Below are 15,689 nucleotides of genomic sequence, written 5' to 3'. Positions count from 1 at the left end.
CTGCTGGTTGCGTGATGTACGCCACGTTCAAGATCCGAAAGCCGGGCAACGAGCGGCCGAGTCCCGCCCGTTGCCAGAAGTTGGGCGGCGCGCCAATCCACGCACGTGGCCCAAATGGAGTACTGTTGCGAGCCCTGGGTCAGGTCTCCCGCCAGGGCGTTCCGTGGCCTTCAAGGACCGCCGGGAGGGGGCCAGTTGCACAGGGTGACGGAGTTGGTCACTTAGCGTTGCGAATAGGTAACCGTGCCATAACGGCGATCCAGGGCCCGTGCCCGACACGCCGGGCAACTCGGCAAGGTTGTGGCAGGCTGCACCCGGGCAGGCCACACTCGACTAGCGGAAGCAGCGACGCACGTGACGTCGGCAGGCACCACCCGGGAGGTCCCCATGCCCGAACTGCGTGTCGTGGCCGTCTCGAATGACGGCACACGGCTGGTGCTGAAAGCTGCCGACTCTACGGAGTACACGCTTCCGATCGACGAACGGCTGCGTGCCGCCGTTCGCGGCGACCGGCCCCGCCTCGGCCAGATCGAGATCGAGGTGGAGAGCCATCTCCGCCCCCGTGACATCCAGGCGCGTATACGCGCAGGTGCGACGGCCGAAGAGGTCGCGCAGCTCGCCGGCATCCCCGTGGATCGGGTACGCCGTTTCGAGGGCCCTGTACTGGCCGAGCGCGCCTTCATGGCCGAGCGGGCCCGCAAGACTCCCGTCCGCCGCCCCGGAGAGAACGCGGGGCCGCAGCTCGGCGAGGCCGTCCACGAACGACTGCTGCTGCGCGGCGCCGAGAAGGACACCGTCCAGTGGGACTCGTGGCGCCGCGACGACGGCACCTGGGAGGTCCTGCTGGTCTACCGGGTCGCGGGCGAACCGCACGCGGCGAGCTGGACGTACGACCCGCCCCGGCGGCTCGTGCAGGCCGTCGACGAGGAGGCGCGCTCGCTGATCGGCGAGTCCGAGGACCTCGCCGCGCCGGAGCCCAGCTTTCCCTTCGTACCGCGCATCGCGCGGCTGCCGCGCGACCGCCCGCTGGACCGCGCCCCCGACCGGGAGCGGCCGAGCCTGCCGGCGCCGGCACCCGAGCCGGTGGAGGAGACCGCGGAGGAACGGGACTCGCTGACCAGCCTGTTGGAGGCGGTACCGAGCTTCCGGGGCGACCTGGTGGTCCCGGAGCGCCCGGCGGAGCCCGACCCGGAGGAGCCCCCGGCCGAACCGGAGGCAGAGGAGCCCCCGGCCCCCGCCGCCTCGGCCGGTTCCGCCTACGCGGACGTCCTCATGCCCCGCTCCGTCGGCAGCCACCGCGACCGCCTCATCGGTTCGACCGACCGCCAGGCCGAGGCCGACGGCGTCCGCCCCGGCCGCCGGGCAGCGGTCCCGAGCTGGGACGAGATCGTGTTCGGGACGCGAAGGAAGAAGCAGGAGTAACGGCCGTACGGCTGTTGAGACAGCCGTAGGAGGATGAGGGCCCGCACGCCGATACCGGCAGCGGGCCCTCATACGTAGGCGGCCTGCGGCCGGCTGAGCCCGTAGCCCGCCGCGCGCCGGGCCACACGGCCTCGGTCGGCCAAGCCACGTAGCCTGCGAGCCGCGGAGGCTGGGCCAACCAGGCCAAGTAGCCTGTGGAAAACAGGGCCGCGCGACCTCCGTCAGCCAAGCCACGCAGCTAGCCGGCCGCCGAGCCTGCGGGCAGCGCGCCACGCAGCCTGCGGACAACCGGGGTCACGCGACCTCGGCCGACCAAGCCACGCAGCCTGCGGGCAGTCGTGCCGCTTGGGGCGGCGCCCGTCCCAAGGAGAGGCGGCACCCCGATAGGGCCGGGCCGCGCGACCCGCCCTCCCCCAGCCCTCACGCCGCCGGGCTACTGAGGATCCGGCCCCACAGCCACAGGCCGCGACGGATCCGACGACCACTCGGACCACGAACCGACGTACAGCGCGGCCGGAATGCCCGCGACCGCCAACGCCAGCACCTCATGCGCCCCGGACACACCAGAGCCGCAGTAAACGCCGACGTCGGCCCCCTCCACAGCACCAAGCGCCTTGAACCGCGCACCCAGTTCCTCCGCCGGAAGGAACCGCCCGTCCGCCCCCACGTTGTCGTTCGTCGGCGCGGACACCGCCCCGGGAATGTGCCCGCCCACCGGATCGATCGGCTCCACCTCACCCCGGTACCGCTCCCCCGCCCGCGCGTCCAGCAACACCCCGGACCGGGCAAGCGCGGCGGCCCCGTCCCCGTCGAGCATCTCCACCGCCCCCGGCTTCGGCTCGAAGTCGCCCTCCGCGGGCTCGGGGACGTCCACTGGCAACTCCCCCTCCCAGACCGGCAACCCACCGTCGAGGACCCGCACGTCCGGGTGACCTGTCCAGCGCAGCAGCCACCACGCACGGGCGGCCCCCCAGCCCTGTCCGCCGTCGTACACGACCACCGGCGTCCCAGCCGACACGCCCGCCCGTCGCATCGCCGCCCCGAAGACCGCGAGATCAGGCAGCGGATGCCGGCCGCGGGTGCCCGGCGCGGAGGCCAGTTCCCGGTCCAGGTCCACGTAGACGGCACCGGGGATGTGCCCGGCCGCGTACTCGGCCCGGCCGTCGAACGGCGGCTCCCCGGCCGCCTTGGCCATGGTCAGCTGCCAGCGGACGTCGAGCAGCACTGGCGGATTCTGACCGGCCAGCTCGCTCGCGAGTTCGGTTGCGGAGATGATGGCGTTCATGGCCACCATCCTCGCGCACGGGGTGGCCGCATCATCCATGTCCGGCTACTCTGCTCGGCCGGACAGGCTCGATCACGAGGCGTACGGGATCGGGCACATGCTGTACAGCCGATCAACATCCGTCGGCAATCGCACGGAAACGGACGGGAACCCGCACACCGGGCATTCTCCGGTCACCGGCAACCGTGCGGCGGCGCGCCCGCAGCGCGCCGCCCCGCGGGTGGTGCGAGCATGCGGCACGGGGTCCGGAGAGCGGAAGCGACACGGCCACCGCGAGGGGGCTGAGGAGAGAGTGACGATGACCGAGGCACGGGGGTCGGCCGGCCTGAACGGCGAAGCGCACGCTCGGCACGCACCCGGCACGCCCTGCTGGGTGAGCCTGATGGTGCACGGGATGGCCGCGACCCAGGACTTCTACCGGGCCCTGTTCGGCTGGGAGTTCCAGCCGGGCCTCCAGCAACTCGACCCCTACGTACGGGCCCTCCTCGACGGCCAGGAGGTGGCCGGCATCGGCCAGCTGCCGCCCGACCGGCACCTTCCGATCGCCTGGACGCCCTATCTCGCCTCGGACGACGTGGATCTGACCGCCGAGACGGTGCGGTCGTGCGGCGGCACGGTCGGGGTGGGCCCGCTGGACGCCGCCGAGGCCGGCCGGCTGGCGATCTGCTCGGACCCGTCCGGCGCGGTCTTCGGCATCTGGCAGGCGGCGGCACACCTCGGCACGGCCATCACGGACGTACCCGGCACTCCCGCCTGGAACGAGCTGCTGACCTTCGAGTCCGCGAGCGTCGCCAAGTTCTACGAGACGGTGTTCGCCTACGACGAAGAGCCCGTCGTCTCCGCCGACTTCGACTACGTGACCCTGCACATCAAGGGCCGCCCGGTGGCCGGCATCCACGGCGTCGGCCACTCCTTGCCCCGCGACCGGGGCCCGCACTGGATGACGTACTTCGAAGTGGCCGACCTCGACGAGACGACCGCCCGCGTCGCCGACCTGGGCGGCCACATCCGCAAGCCCCCGCACGACACCGCCCACGGCCGGGTGTCCACGGTGACGGACCTGGAAGGGGCCCTCTTCGCCCTGATCCAGAACCGTTCCTAAAGAATGAGCGGGAGTGAGTCCTGTTGCCAGAACCCATGCCCAGCCGCGTGCCCCGAACGGTGTTGGGCACACTGGTCCCCCGCTTTCGATCCACCACCGGGCGGCGCGCATCCGGTGCGCGGTCCGGGCAGGTGGCGGCGGGTTTCCTCACGCCATCGGGTGTCCGGTCGGGCCTGGACGGTCCGATGCCCCGCACCATCACTCTGGTGATGCGGGGGCGGTGCCGTCCGTCGCCGGATCGGATACCCGAGGGCGCGTCGCCCGACCGCGATGCTCGCCGCATCGTGCCGGGAAATCTTGCGAGTCGGGGGGGTCAGCGGTTTCTGCCAGTGCTGGGCACCCCACCGGGAGGTGTAGGCCGGGTCGACCGCGACGATGGCGACGTCCTGCTCGGCGGCCATCGACACCAGCCGGGCGCGGAGTTTCGCGGTGGGAAAACGGGATAGAAGCCGGCGGAAGCGCTTGTTGCGACCGTGCTTCTCCCGGCTTGTGCCAACGGTGAAGTCGAGGTCCTCGATGGCGATCGCGACCGCCCCGCACCGCTGGGTGTAGTGCAGCAGGCGGGTCAGCGCGTGCCGCAGCTGTGCGTCCCGGTGCTCCGCGGTGCCGGTCAGGTCGTAGAAGAAGCGCTGCGGCTCGCCGACCGGATTGCCGTGCCCATCCAAGCGCCAGGCGGCCAGGTGGTCGTCGTTCATGTCCACCCCCACCACGCCCCGGGCCAGCGCCGCCTCCAGCGGCAGGACCGGGGCGGTTGCGCGCTGCCAGGAGGCGGTGACATACCAGCGGCCGCGCGCGGTGTCGTGGTGGATGCGGTAGGCCACCGCCCAGTTCGCCGTGATCCGATCGAGCCACTCCTGCCCACGGTGCTTGAACGCTACCGTCGCGTCCAGGACGTACCGGCCGTGCGGCGCGTTGGCCAGGTGGGCCAGCGGGGCCGGGAGCTTGATGGAGAACTGCCCGGTGTCGGTGATGCGGAGGGTTTCGTTGCCGAAGCGTTTGCCGGACTCCCCGTCGGCGGCCAGGAACATCCGCTCCGCCTGCCACCGCTCCCGCCACTGCTGCTCGCTCAGCCCGGCCGCCTCCACGTGGTGGCGAGTGTTCGCGAGGCGCTTGCCGCCACGTACCACGTGCACCCGGCCCGCGCTCCAGTCCGCCTCCACCACCGCCAGCCGCGCCTTCAGGGTCTGCAGGCGGCGGGACTTGGCATGCCATTCACCATGCGAGGCATAGCCGCGCGCCAGCCCTTCGCGTTTGTTGGCCTTGGCACCCAGCGGCCTGGTCAGCCGCGCCTCGACCGCGGCGATCTGAGCGCGCAGCCACTCAAGATGCGTCACCTGTCCGCGCCTTGCCAGCGCCCACTGGTCGTGGGTGGCCTTGGTGATACTGCCCGCCCAGCGCGCCGACGACTTCCCCGTCAGCGCCCGCTTGCGCACCGCCCACGAGGCCGCATCATGCTCCAGCCCCTGCCGGGACCGCTCCGCGAGATCACCCACCGCCAGCGACCCCAGGAAGACACCGACCTCGGCCAGCACCGCCGCATCCGACTCGCTCACCCGCAGCCGGTCCCGGACGGCCACCCCCGACGGACCGGGCACCACGAACGACGCTGCCAACTCCCGCAGCACGCCCACCCGTTCACCCCCGCCCGGCCGAAGATCCCCGTCACGGCAGTCAACGAGCATCCTCCGCAAAGGTCACTCATTCGACCCAAGAACTCTCGTTCCCTCTCGCGACCGGCCCAGAGCACGCCGCATACAGAGAGGACCGGCGCCCGTTCGACCAGGCTGAAACCCAGCCCAGCACTCACTACGCCCCTGCCGTGGCCGCGGTCATCCGGCGGCGATGGTGGCGGCGGCACAGCACCTCGTAGCCGATGGCGCCCACCTGGTTCACGTCGCCGACCACCACCTGGGCGCCCGCGACCACCATCTCGCCGCATATCGAGGGCGTTGTGCGTGGCGCGGGAGCCGCACCAGCACAGGGCCTCGACCTGGAGGACCTCGACGCGGTCGGCGAGTTCCTCCAGGCGCTGGGAGCCGGAGGTAGATGCCGCGGGGCAGCCTGCTCCGGGTGTCGCCGCCAAGTGCTTGCGGCACGGGATGCTGTCGTGCCGCGCTTCTCGAAGTTCGGCGGGAATGGCCGGATGCTCGGCCACGTGCTGGGCCCATTCCCGCACGAGTCCGTTCGGCTGCTCCCAGGTCCGGGGATCCGCCAGCAACGCGTAGGCCCGGGAGGCCATCTCCTCGGCGAAGTCTCGCGACGGAGCGGCATCTTCCTTGGTCTGCTTGGCCAAAGTCCTCCTCAACAGTGCCTTGGTCCTGACCAAGAAGGGGGTCAGCAAAGCTTTCTGACGTGGTGCATCAGCGCGAAACCCTATCGGCCGTCGCGGCAGTTCCGGCGGGCCAAAGCCCGTTGCTGCCGGCCCTTACGTGTGCTCACCGTCGTAAGCCGCCATCGTCACCTCAGCCTGCGGACGCTGCGTGCCCGTCTGCTGAGGGAAGTTCAGGTCCGTCCCCGGCGCGGCGAGCTCCGTGACGAGCGTCTCGACGGCTGTCTGCCAGGCGCGTACCTGAGCGTGGCTCGGTCCGATCTCGTCGTGGTGGTACTTGCAGCCCGTGCTGAGCCCGCTCCACAGGGCGTTGACGCGATGGGCCAGGTCGGGGCCGGCGTGGTGGCGCAAGCAGAGCAGTTTCGCTCGCATGGTGACCTGGCGGAGTCCGGCTTCCTCGGCGGTGAGAACCGCGTCGACGGTCGCTTCCAGGGCGATCCGCAGGGCGTAGGCCGCGCCACGGGCCCGTCCGGCCGGGGTCAGCGGGCCACCCAGGCCCGCGGTGAGGAGGTTGTCGGCGGTCGCGAGGAGTCCGGCGACGGTGCCGACGCTCGTGCGGGTGGCGGGCATCAGGCGTTCACCTCCGGCTTGCGGATCCGGTTGGCGAGGGCCTCGACCTTCCTGACGAAGGCGACCGGGTCGGGCGGGAGGAACCCTTCGGGGTGGGCACCGCGCTGGCACTGGCTGATCAGGATCGTGCTCTCGCCTCCGTACAGGGCGCGCAGACGGCTCCTGACGTCGTCGTCGGGGTGGACGAGACCGTCGTCGAAGAGGGCGAAGGACGCGAGCGGGATGAGGCGTTCGGTCTCGTCGATGGCGGCCTGCAGACGGTCGGCGGGCTGTCCGGTGCGGCTCCGGCGGATCCAGGCCGCTTCGACGATCGCCTTGGTCAGGGCCTCGCGGCACAGGGACGGCAGGACGTTGCGCAGTGCCGCGTCGGGGCAGTTGGCGGTCTTGGCGAGTGCCATGGCGTCGTCGATGGCCACCTTGACCGGGTCGGTCTCGGAGGTGACGTTCACCGCGGACTTCTCGCCGCGCTCCACCTTCAGCACGGTCACGGGCAGGCCCTGGCTGCGGAAGGCGTGCGGGAGCCGGGTGTCGTGGGTGAAGACGACGACCTGCCGGGCGCGGCCGAGTTCGTCGAGCACCTGGGCCAGGCCGTCGACCTTCGCCGGGTCCATGGACTGCACGGGGTCGTCGATGACGACGAAGCCGAAGGGGCTGTCGGCCGTGGCGGCACGGGGCAGGAACAGGGAGAGGGCGAGCGAGTGCAGTTCGCCCTGGCTCATGACGCTCAGGGCCGGGGCCTCGGTGTCGTCGACGGTGACATCCATGATCAGCTTGCGCACGTTGGCCCGCTCGCTGCCGTGCAGGCTGACGTTCTTCAGGTCGACGCTGCTCTGGCGGCGGAGCTTCTCCCAGATCCGCTGCGTGTGGTCGGCGAAGGCGTCGACCCGGAGGTCGCGGATCTCGGTCGTCACCTTCTTGATCCAGGTGAGGGCGGCGCCGATCTCCGTTCTGCGCGGCTTGGCGGCCTCGGCCTGCCGGGAGAGCTTCGTCCACTCCGCCAGCAGCTCGACGACCGCACGCCAGCATTCGTCCTTGGCCGCCAGTTCCTCACGCGCCTTCCTGGCCACGACCTCGCACGCGTCCGCCAGGGTCACCGCGGCCTTGAGCGCGCGCTCGGCGAGTTCGGCGGGGTCGGTGATCCGCCGGCAGGCGCTCCAGCTCCGCCACGGGTCGGTGAGCACGGCCGGGACCTCCCGCGGCGGGAGGATCAGGTCGTGCAGGGTCCGCGTCGCGGTCCGCAGGCCGGCCTCGGCCTCGCGCACCGCTTCGGCCTGGCGCAGCAGCGCGGCGATCTGCGTCTCGGCGCGCGAGGCCCACTCCCGGTCCAGGACCTGTTCCGTACCGCAGACCGGGCAAGCCGTGTCGTCGGCGTGGCGGTCGCTGTGCCTCAGGGCCGCCTGGAGCAGCTGGGCCCTGCTGTGGGCGTCGGCGGCCGCGGTCCCCTTCAGGTCGTCGACGTCGGCGAGGGCGTGCCGCAGTGCGTCGACGGCGGCACCGACCCGGTCGAGGTCGGGGCCCTCCGCGGCGGCCTCCAGCCGTGCCTCCCGCAGCCGGCCCTCGTCGGCCGTGGGCACACCGGCGATCAGGGCGTCAAGCACGGCGTGGTCGGGGCCGCCCTTCTCCTCCATCGCCAGGAGGGCCTTGAGCGCCCGGTCGTCGTACCCGACGTTCTCCAGGGCCGCGTGGAGAAGCGGCTTCTTCTCCTTCTCGGCAAGGCGACTGGGTGCGCACCGGCGACACCTACATCCGCAACGCCGATGGCACCTACACGTGCATGGGCCGCACCAACGACCTGCTCAAGGCGGGCGGCATCTGGGTCGCGCCCGCCGAGGTGGAGGAGCGCCTCCTCTCCCATCCGGACGTGGCCGAGGTCGCCGTGGTCGGCGTACCGGACGCGGACGGCCTGGACAAACCGGTCGCCTGCGTGGTGCCCAGGCCCGGGCGTGAGGTCGATCCGGACGCCCTCGTCGCCTGGTGCCGGGAGGGCCTGGCTGCCTTCAAACGCCCGCGCGGGGTGATCGGGCTGCCCGAGCTGCCCCGTACGCCCACCGGCAAGATCCGCCGCAACGTGCTGCGCGCCATGGTCCGCGACGGTTCCTGGGCGGAGGCACCCTCGTCGCCGACGACATCAAGCTGACGTTCTCCCTGCCACTCGGCGACTGCCACTCGGCAAGTCACTCTCTTCCCCCTGCATCAAGGAGGACGTGCATGTCCCCGTGCCCCGCGGATCACAGCACGGATCTGCTCATCGTGGGAGCCGGCCCCACCGGCCTGTTCGCTGCCTACTACGCCGGTTTCCGCGGTCTGTCGGTGACCGTGCTGGACTCGCTGCCCGAGCCCGGTGGCCAGATCAACGCCATGTACCCGGAGAAGCAGCTCTTCGATATCGCCGGATTCCCGGCGGTGCGGGGGCGCGAACTCGTGGACCGGCTCCTGGAGCAGGCCGCACCGTACGACCCGTGCTATCTGCTCGGACACCGGGCCGAGACGATGGAGCGGATCCGCGGGGCCGACGGCAGGCCCGGCACCTTCACCGTGACTACGCACCAAGGGGCGCGGGTGCGGGCCAGGGCCGTGCTCATCACCGGCGGCATCGGCACCTTCACGCCCCGCCCTCTGCCGGCCGCCGCCGCGTACGAGGGAGCCGGGCCGGCGTACTTCGTGCGCAGGCCGGACGACTACGCGGGCCGGGACATGGTGATCGTCGGGGGCGGTGACAGTGCCTTCGACTGGGCACTCACCCTGCACCCGCTGGCCGCCTCCGTGACCCTGGTCCACCGCCGCGACACCTTCCGCGCGCACCCGGCCACCGTGGCCGCCGTACGGGCCGCGGGCGTGGAGATCCTCACCGAAGCCGAGCTGTCGGAGGTCATCGGCGACGGCGGGGACATCGAGGCCGTGGAGATCACCCGGCGCGACGGGCAGACGCACCGCCTGCCCTGCCGGGGGATCATCGCGGCCCTCGGCTTCACCGCCAACCTCGGCCCGCTGCTCGGCTGGGGCATCGACATCGCCCACCGGCGCCACATCCCGGTCGATTCGGCCATGCGGACCTCTCTCCCGGGGGTCTACGCGGCCGGGGACATCAACGACTACCCCGGCAAGGTGCGGCTGATCGCGGTCGGCTTCGGGGAGGCGGCGACCGCCGTCAACAACGCCGCGCACCACATCGACCCCGAGCAGCCGGTGTTCCCCGGCCACTCCACCGACGTATCCACGGCGGCCCCCGCCGTCGCGTAGCACCGAAGAGGACCGAAAGCCCATGCCCTACGTCATAGCCGAGCCGTGCATCGACGTCATGGACCGCTCCTGTATGGAGGAGTGCCCCGTCGACTGCATCTACGAAGGCGACCGCAAGCTCTACATCAACCCGATGGAATGCATCGACTGTGGCAACTGTGAGCCCGCATGCCCGGTCCAGGCGATCTCCCAGGACCGCCGGGTGCCGCCGGAGCTGAAGGACTTCGTCGCCGACAACAAGCGGTTCTTCACCGAATCCCTGCCGGGCCGCGACGAGCCGATCGGCCTGCCGGGCGGCGCCGCCGGCCACGGCCCGGTCGGCGCGGACACCGAACTCGTCGCCGGGTACGACCCGCGCGGCTGACCCATCGGCGCATCCCGAGGAGACGCAGTGATCGACGGCGAGATCGTGGTGGACGCGCACGTCCACGCCCCGAGGCTGTCCACACTCAAACCGGCCTGGTTCGAGTGGGCGGACACGTTCTCCGGCGACCACCCGTGGCGCGACGCCTACGACGAGCGGGGCGATCCCGTTCCCGAGCGGCTGGACGCCCTGCTGGAGTCCGAGGGCGTGGACCGTGCGCTGCTGTTCTGCGAGTACAGTCCGCGCGCCACCGGGATCCAGCCGATCGAGGACCTACTGCCGATCGTCGCGTACAACCCGGTCCGCTTCCGCCTGGTGGCAAACGTCAACCCGCACCTTCACCACCCGCTGGTGGCGGAGGCCGAACGCCAGCTGGACCTGGGCGCGGTCGCGCTCAAACTGCACCCCGTGCACGGCGGATTCGATCCGGCCGACAAGGAGTTCTACCCGCTGTACGCGCTCTGCGCCGAGCGCGGCGTCCCGGTCGTCGTGCACTCGGGCACCTCCAGCTTCCCGGGCGCCCGTGCCCGGTACGGTGATCCGCAGCTCCTGCTCGACGCCGTGGAGGACTTCCCGGACGTGCAGTTCGTCTTCGCCCACGGCGGGCGGGGCTGGTGGTACGACACCGCGGCGTTCCTCGCCCTGGCCAGGCCCAACGTCTGGCTGGACCTCGCCGGACTGCCCCCGCGGAAACTGCCCGAGTACTACGCCCGGTTCGGCCTGGCGAGGCTGGCCACCCGGTGGATCTTCGGCACCGACTGGCCGGGAGTGCCCGGCGCCTCCCGCAACATCGCCGCGCTGCGTGCGCTGGGCCTGCCGGCGGACACCGTGCGTGCCGTGCTGTCCGGCAACGCGGCCAAGGTCTTCCCGGGCCTCGGAGTGTAAGGACATGACGATGGGTCAGCGGTAAGCCGGGTGGTTCGGTACGGTGCGCCCGCGCGATCTCACTTCTCGCCGTGCCCCTCGGCCAGCTCCTCCCAGCGCCGCAGCGCCACCGGATTCCACTCGGCGTGCCTGCTGTGGAAGAGTTCGGCCGCCTTGGCGCCGCTCCAGTTGGCGGGCAGCAGCTTCGACGGAAGCCGCGGATCGAGGAAGGGGAAGCGGCGCCATTCGTGCACCAGCATGGTCTGCGCGTGCAGGACGGCGGCGCCGTCGGCGGGGCGCAGGCCGGTGAACTCGTCGATGAACGCCTCGTAGCGGTCCTCCACCTCACTGAGGTCCCAGGCGCGGGCCACCATGGCCGCCTCGCTGCCCACGGCACCGTACGTCGCGGAGAAGGACATCGCGTCGTCGGCGAGCCCGAGTTCCTTCAGGACGCCGAGCGCCTCCGCCTCGCGGTCGGCGTGAGGCGTGATCCACACCCCGGGCTCCGGGGAGCCGAAGCCGGCCCAGGTGAGCCGGGTACGCACCCGGTGCCGCAGATCCCGCTTGGCCTCCGGCACCGAGACCAGCACCACCAGCCAGGTGCCGTCCCAGGAGCGCTCCCCGCTGCCGAAGTCGTAGATGCGCTGCGCGCCCTCGGTCAGCAGCCGCCGCCCCGGCGGGGTGAGCGCCCAGCGGACGCGGCGTCCCATCCGCTCGGAGGCCAGCCAGCCCTCTGCCGCGGTCCGGGCGAGCGACTGGCGGGCCGACTTCTCCTCGACACCGAACATCGCCAGCGCGTCCACCAGCGCGGAGGTCCACACCGGGGTGCCCTTGGGCAGTACGTACTCGCCGAGCATGGTCGTCAGCAGCGACCGCGCGCTGACGTCACCGACCTCACGGCGCCGGCTGACCACCGGCCGTGCGCTCCCCGCTGCGGCCCGGCCGGCACGGCCCGGTCCGCGCGACGCACGATTCACCATGGTCCTTCACTTCCCTTGCTGCCGGCCGATCCGACGTATCACGCCGTCGCGTGACACCAACGTCATCAGCGTATCCAGGGTGCTCCGGCATTACGGTCCGGAGCCACGCCTCTCTCAGGGGGCCCACCCCTCCTTACACAATATCTTGTCGTTACGGAAAATATCAGTAGAGTGTTGCCCGCGTCGGCGGGTCGGCCGACCAGAACGAGCGAGGTGGCAGCCATGCCGGTCTACGCCCTCGGACCCGACGAGCCGGACATCGATCCCAGCGCCTTCGTCCACCCGGACGCCGTCGTGATCGGGCGCGTGTCGATCGGCGCGGAGGCCAGCGTCTGGCCCGGGGCGGTCCTGCGCGGAGACCTCGGCGGTCGTATCGAGGTCGGCGCCCGCACCAGCATCCAGGACGGAACCGTGCTGCACACGACCGAGCAGTGGCCGACCGCGATCGGACCCGAGTGCGTGGTCGGCCACAACGCGCACCTGGAGGGCTGCACCGTGGAGCGCCACTGCCTGATCGGGTCCGGTTCCATCGTCCTGAACCGGGCCACCGTGCGCGAGGGTGCGGTGGTCGGCGCCGCCGCACTGGTCCCCGAGGACTTCGAGGTCCCGCCCAAGACCATGGCGCTCGGCGCCCCGGTACGGCTGCGCGGGACACCGGTCGATCCGTCCTGGGTGGAGTACGCCGTACGCACCTACCGGGACGCCGGCGCGCGCTATCTGCGTGATCTCCGGCGCATCGAGCGCTGAGAGCACGAAAGGTGGGCCCGCCGTGGCCGCGAAACTGCACGGCTACCTCGCCCATGACTGGTATGAAGCACCCGACGAGGGGCGCGCCCCGCTGGACGCGGCGACCGGCGCCGAGGTGGCCCGGCTCTCGGAGCGAGCCGTCGACGCTGCAGCCGGGCTGCGCCACGCGCGAGAGGCGGGCGGCCCGGCCTCAGCGCGTCGGCCTGATCAAGTCGTTGGGCAGGCCTCCCCCACGGCCAGCGTGGCCGACAAGCAGGTCGACTCGCTCCTCGCCGGCCAAAGGTCAAGTGGCGGTGACCGGCAGCACGTCCGGCGACAGCGCCGCTGCCCGCGCCGCGGCGCTCGTCATCCGCCTGCGGTGATGACGTCGGCAGAGCACCTCGTACCCGACCTCCGCCGCCGACTGAGCCACGTCGCCCACGACGACCTGCTCGCCCTCGACGACCATCTCTCCCCCCACGGTGCGTGCATTGTGCGTGGCCCGAGCACCGCACCAGCACATCGCCTCGACCTGCAAAGTCTCCAGGCGATCGGCAAGTTCGATCAGACGCTGGGAGCCAGGGAAGAGCCTCGTCCGGAAGTCAGTGGTGATACCGAACGCGAAGACGTCCAGCTCCAAGTCGTCCACGATCCGGGCCAGTTGGTCGATCTGCCCGGTCAGCAGGAACTGGGCCTCGTCCACGATCACGTAGTCGACCCGGCCGCCCCGAGACAACTGCTCCACCACATACCCGTACAGATCCAGCCCCGGCCCGGCCTCCACCGCGTCGGTCACCAGCCCCAGACGCGACGACAACTTGCCCTCACCCGCACGATCATCACGCGTGAAGATCAGCCCCTGCAGACCACGCGCCGTTCGATTGTGTTCGATTTGAAGCGCCAAAGTCGACTTCCCGCAGTCCATCGTTCCGGAGAAGAACACCAGCTCGGGCATGGCAAGTTGAGCACCTTTCGGCAAGAGAGGACAGAGCGGGGCTTCAGGAGCGTACTTCGAGGAGCGGGACCAGCTGCTCGGCGGGGGTCATCGAACCGTGGTTGCCGACCATCGCCGACTCCTTCGGCTCCCGCTCGGAGGCGATGATCAGGACGTCGTCCCGCGCGGCCGCGACCACGTCGCCGATCCGGCCGTACACCCGTTCGTCGACCCGGGGCCCGAACCAGCCCGCCGCGATCGCCTCGTCCCGCGAGGCCACCCAGAACTGCTCGCCGAGCACCTCGCGCCAGCAGGTCAGGACGTCGTTCGCGGCGCCCGGCACCGCGTAGACGTGCCGCGCCCGGCCCTCGCCGCCCAGCAGGGCGACCCCGGCGCGCAGTTCCCAGTCCTCGTCGAAGTCGATGCGGTGCTGCTCGTCGAAGGGGACGTCGATCATGCCGTGGTCGGCGGTGACGTAGAGCGCGCTGCGCGGCGGCAGTTGCTCGGCGAGACGCTGGACCATGCGGTCGACGTGCATGAGCTGGCCGCGCCAGGTGTCGGAGTCGACGCCGTAGCGGTGGCCGGCGCCGTCGAGTTCGGCGTAGTACGTGTAGACCAGGGAGCGGTCGCCGGCGGCCAGTTGCTCCGCCGCGAGGTCCATACGGTCCTCGCCGGACAGCCGCCCGAGGAACTTTCCACCGCTGAGCGCGACCTTGGTCAGCGGGGTGTTCTCGAAGGTGGGGGACGACACCTGCGCCGCGTGCACGCCCGACTCGTGGGCCAGCTGGAAGACCGTGGGATACGGCTGCCACACACGCGGCTGTGTCCACGGCTGCCAGCGCAGCTGGTTCATCAGCTCGCCGGTGTCGGGATTGCGCACGGTATAGCCGGGCAGGCCGTGCGCGCCCGGCGGCAGGCCGGTGCCGACGGAGGCGAGGGAGGTCGCGGTGGTCGCCGGGTAGCCGGCGGTGATCGGGCGCCCCGTGCCGCCGCGCGAGGACGCGAGCAGGGAGGCCATGAAGGGGGCCTCCTCGGGGTGCGCCCTCAGCTGCTCCCAGCCGAGGCCGTCGATCAGGAACACGCAGTTCCGGTCGGCGGCGGTGAGCTCGGGGATCGTGGCGGTCAGGCCTGGTACGGCCATGCCCGCGGCGAGCGTGGGCAGCAGGTCGGCGAGCGAGCCGCTGCCGTATTCGGGGAGGGGCGCGGAGTCGACGGCGAGGGGTTCCGGGTAGGGGTCCCAGGCGGTGGAGGGCGACGGGTGGGACATCAGCGCGTGATGTCCGCGGTCGCCTCGGAGAGGGCCTGCGCGAAGGCGAGCGCCTGCCGCACTGTCTCCGGGCCGTCGCCGGCCTCGCTGACCCGCAGGCTGAGGTCGTCCGCCGTGGAGTTGCCCGTGTAGCCGTGGTCGGCCTCGCAGTTGGGGTCGCCACAGGCGGCCGGCTCCAGGTCGATGCGGGAGACGGCGCCCCAGCCGATGGTCAGCACGACCTCGCGGGGCAGGGTGCCCGGCGTGTACTGCTCCGGGTTGGCGACCACGCGGCTCAGCACGACCGACGAGATCCGGCCGAGCTTCACGGACTCCGTGGACGTCGTGGCGTACGGCGTCGGGGAGGTGGTGTCCGCGGCCTGCTCGTCGGTGTGGCTGACGATGAAGCGGTTGCCGGTGAGGACGAGCACCGTCACGTGCCGCCGCACCTCGTTCTGGTCGAACGTCGTCTCCTGGTGGACCAGGTACGACCGCATGGGCTCGCCGCCCACGGCGGCCTCCACCGCCTCGGCCACGAGGGCCGGGTAGTAGCCGCTGCGCTCGATCGCCGCACGCAGCCCCTGGGTCGTCGTACTGGTCTTGGCCATGACGCCCATCCTACGGTGG

General features: G+C 71.5%; 15 protein-coding genes and 1 pseudogene. 7 read left to right on the top strand and 9 right to left on the bottom strand.

Annotation, left to right across the window (positions count from 1 at the left end):
- Window positions 1-387 precede the first annotated feature (387 nt).
- Window positions 388-1,422, top strand: a complete 1,035-nt coding sequence (gene sepH, locus AQJ91_RS30055) for a septation protein SepH (protein WP_067027766.1) — start codon at window positions 388-390, stop codon at window positions 1,420-1,422.
- A 433-nt stretch (window positions 1,423-1,855) separates the two neighbouring features.
- Here sepH and AQJ91_RS30050 read toward each other — a convergent pair whose 3' ends face one another.
- A complete protein-coding gene (locus AQJ91_RS30050) occupies window positions 1,856-2,707 on the bottom strand; it encodes a sulfurtransferase (protein ID WP_107122576.1) in 852 nt (283 codons plus the stop codon).
- Between the two features lie 298 nt (window positions 2,708-3,005).
- Here AQJ91_RS30050 and AQJ91_RS30045 point away from each other — a divergent pair, with 298 nt between their 5' ends.
- Complete coding sequence (locus AQJ91_RS30045) at window positions 3,006-3,809, top strand: VOC family protein (RefSeq protein WP_067027764.1); 804 nt, start codon at window positions 3,006-3,008, stop codon at window positions 3,807-3,809.
- Here the strand turns inward: AQJ91_RS30045 and AQJ91_RS30040 are convergent.
- The 4 genes and pseudogenes from AQJ91_RS30040 to AQJ91_RS30025 form a co-directional block, all read right to left on the bottom strand.
- Window positions 3,806-5,491 (bottom strand): IS200/IS605 family accessory protein TnpB-related protein, encoded by a 1,686-nt coding sequence (locus AQJ91_RS30040; RefSeq protein WP_407696944.1) that lies wholly within the window; start codon window positions 5,489-5,491, stop codon window positions 3,806-3,808. The genes AQJ91_RS30045 and AQJ91_RS30040 overlap by 4 nt on opposite strands.
- 124 nt (window positions 5,492-5,615) lie before the next feature.
- Window positions 5,616-5,847 (bottom strand): annotated as a pseudogene (locus AQJ91_RS30035) (thymidine kinase); the annotation flags it as partial.
- 387 nt (window positions 5,848-6,234) lie between these two features.
- The gene (locus tag AQJ91_RS30030) at window positions 6,235-6,708 is read right to left on the bottom strand and encodes a hypothetical protein (RefSeq protein ID WP_067027760.1); all 474 of its coding nucleotides are present in this window, start codon (window positions 6,706-6,708) and stop codon (window positions 6,235-6,237) included.
- The gene (locus tag AQJ91_RS30025; protein ID WP_234383064.1) at window positions 6,708-8,336 is read right to left on the bottom strand and encodes an AAA family ATPase; all 1,629 of its coding nucleotides are present in this window, start codon (window positions 8,334-8,336) and stop codon (window positions 6,708-6,710) included. The genes AQJ91_RS30030 and AQJ91_RS30025 overlap by 1 nt, the downstream gene beginning before the upstream one ends.
- 95 nt (window positions 8,337-8,431) lie before the next feature.
- On the opposite strand from AQJ91_RS30025, the gene AQJ91_RS30020 reads away from it, so the two are divergent.
- The 4 genes from AQJ91_RS30020 to AQJ91_RS30005 all read left to right on the top strand — a co-directional run bounded on the left by AQJ91_RS30020 (window position 8,432) and on the right by AQJ91_RS30005 (window position 11,197).
- Window positions 8,432-8,845: an AMP-binding enzyme gene (locus AQJ91_RS30020; RefSeq protein ID WP_067027758.1), complete on the top strand. Its 414-nt coding sequence runs from the start codon at window positions 8,432-8,434 to the stop codon at window positions 8,843-8,845.
- Between the two features lie 71 nt (window positions 8,846-8,916).
- Window positions 8,917-9,948, top strand: coding sequence for an NAD(P)/FAD-dependent oxidoreductase (locus tag AQJ91_RS30015; protein ID WP_067027756.1), 1,032 nt, complete (start codon window positions 8,917-8,919; stop codon window positions 9,946-9,948).
- A 22-nt stretch (window positions 9,949-9,970) separates the two neighbouring features.
- The gene (gene fdxA / locus AQJ91_RS30010; protein WP_067027754.1) at window positions 9,971-10,312 is read left to right on the top strand and encodes a ferredoxin; all 342 of its coding nucleotides are present in this window, start codon (window positions 9,971-9,973) and stop codon (window positions 10,310-10,312) included.
- 27 nt (window positions 10,313-10,339) lie between these two features.
- Window positions 10,340-11,197, top strand: a complete 858-nt coding sequence (locus tag AQJ91_RS30005; RefSeq protein WP_067027752.1) for an amidohydrolase family protein — start codon at window positions 10,340-10,342, stop codon at window positions 11,195-11,197.
- Between the two features lie 59 nt (window positions 11,198-11,256).
- Here the strand turns inward: AQJ91_RS30005 and AQJ91_RS30000 are convergent, their stop codons facing one another.
- Entirely contained in the window at window positions 11,257-12,090 is an 834-nt protein-coding gene (locus AQJ91_RS30000) for a PaaX family transcriptional regulator (RefSeq protein WP_234383062.1), read from the bottom strand.
- Between the two features lie 288 nt (window positions 12,091-12,378).
- On the opposite strand from AQJ91_RS30000, the gene AQJ91_RS29995 reads away from it, so the two are divergent.
- The gene (locus AQJ91_RS29995; protein ID WP_067027750.1) at window positions 12,379-12,903 is read left to right on the top strand and encodes a gamma carbonic anhydrase family protein; all 525 of its coding nucleotides are present in this window, start codon (window positions 12,379-12,381) and stop codon (window positions 12,901-12,903) included.
- A gap of 283 nt (window positions 12,904-13,186) precedes the next feature.
- Here AQJ91_RS29995 and AQJ91_RS29990 read toward each other — a convergent pair whose 3' ends face one another.
- Genes AQJ91_RS29990 through AQJ91_RS29980 form a run of 3 tightly spaced genes read right to left on the bottom strand, consistent with a single transcriptional unit; the run spans window position 13,187 to window position 15,670 of the window.
- On the bottom strand, window positions 13,187-13,837 hold the full coding sequence (locus tag AQJ91_RS29990) for a thymidine kinase (RefSeq protein WP_067027748.1): 651 nt from the start codon (window positions 13,835-13,837) through the stop codon (window positions 13,187-13,189).
- A gap of 43 nt (window positions 13,838-13,880) precedes the next feature.
- Entirely contained in the window at window positions 13,881-15,083 is a 1,203-nt protein-coding gene (locus AQJ91_RS29985; RefSeq protein WP_067027746.1) for an alkaline phosphatase family protein, read from the bottom strand.
- On the bottom strand, window positions 15,083-15,670 hold the full coding sequence (locus AQJ91_RS29980; RefSeq protein ID WP_199848056.1) for a DUF5998 family protein: 588 nt from the start codon (window positions 15,668-15,670) through the stop codon (window positions 15,083-15,085). The genes AQJ91_RS29985 and AQJ91_RS29980 overlap by 1 nt, the downstream gene beginning before the upstream one ends.
- Window positions 15,671-15,689: the final 19 nt, after the last annotated feature.

Source organism: Streptomyces dysideae (genome assembly GCF_001514305.1).
In the GTDB taxonomy this organism is placed as follows: Bacteria; Actinomycetota; Actinomycetes; order Streptomycetales; family Streptomycetaceae; genus Streptomyces; species Streptomyces dysideae.
The sequence above is the reverse complement of the archived record's forward strand: the minus strand, read 5'-3'. Positions and strand labels throughout refer to the sequence as shown.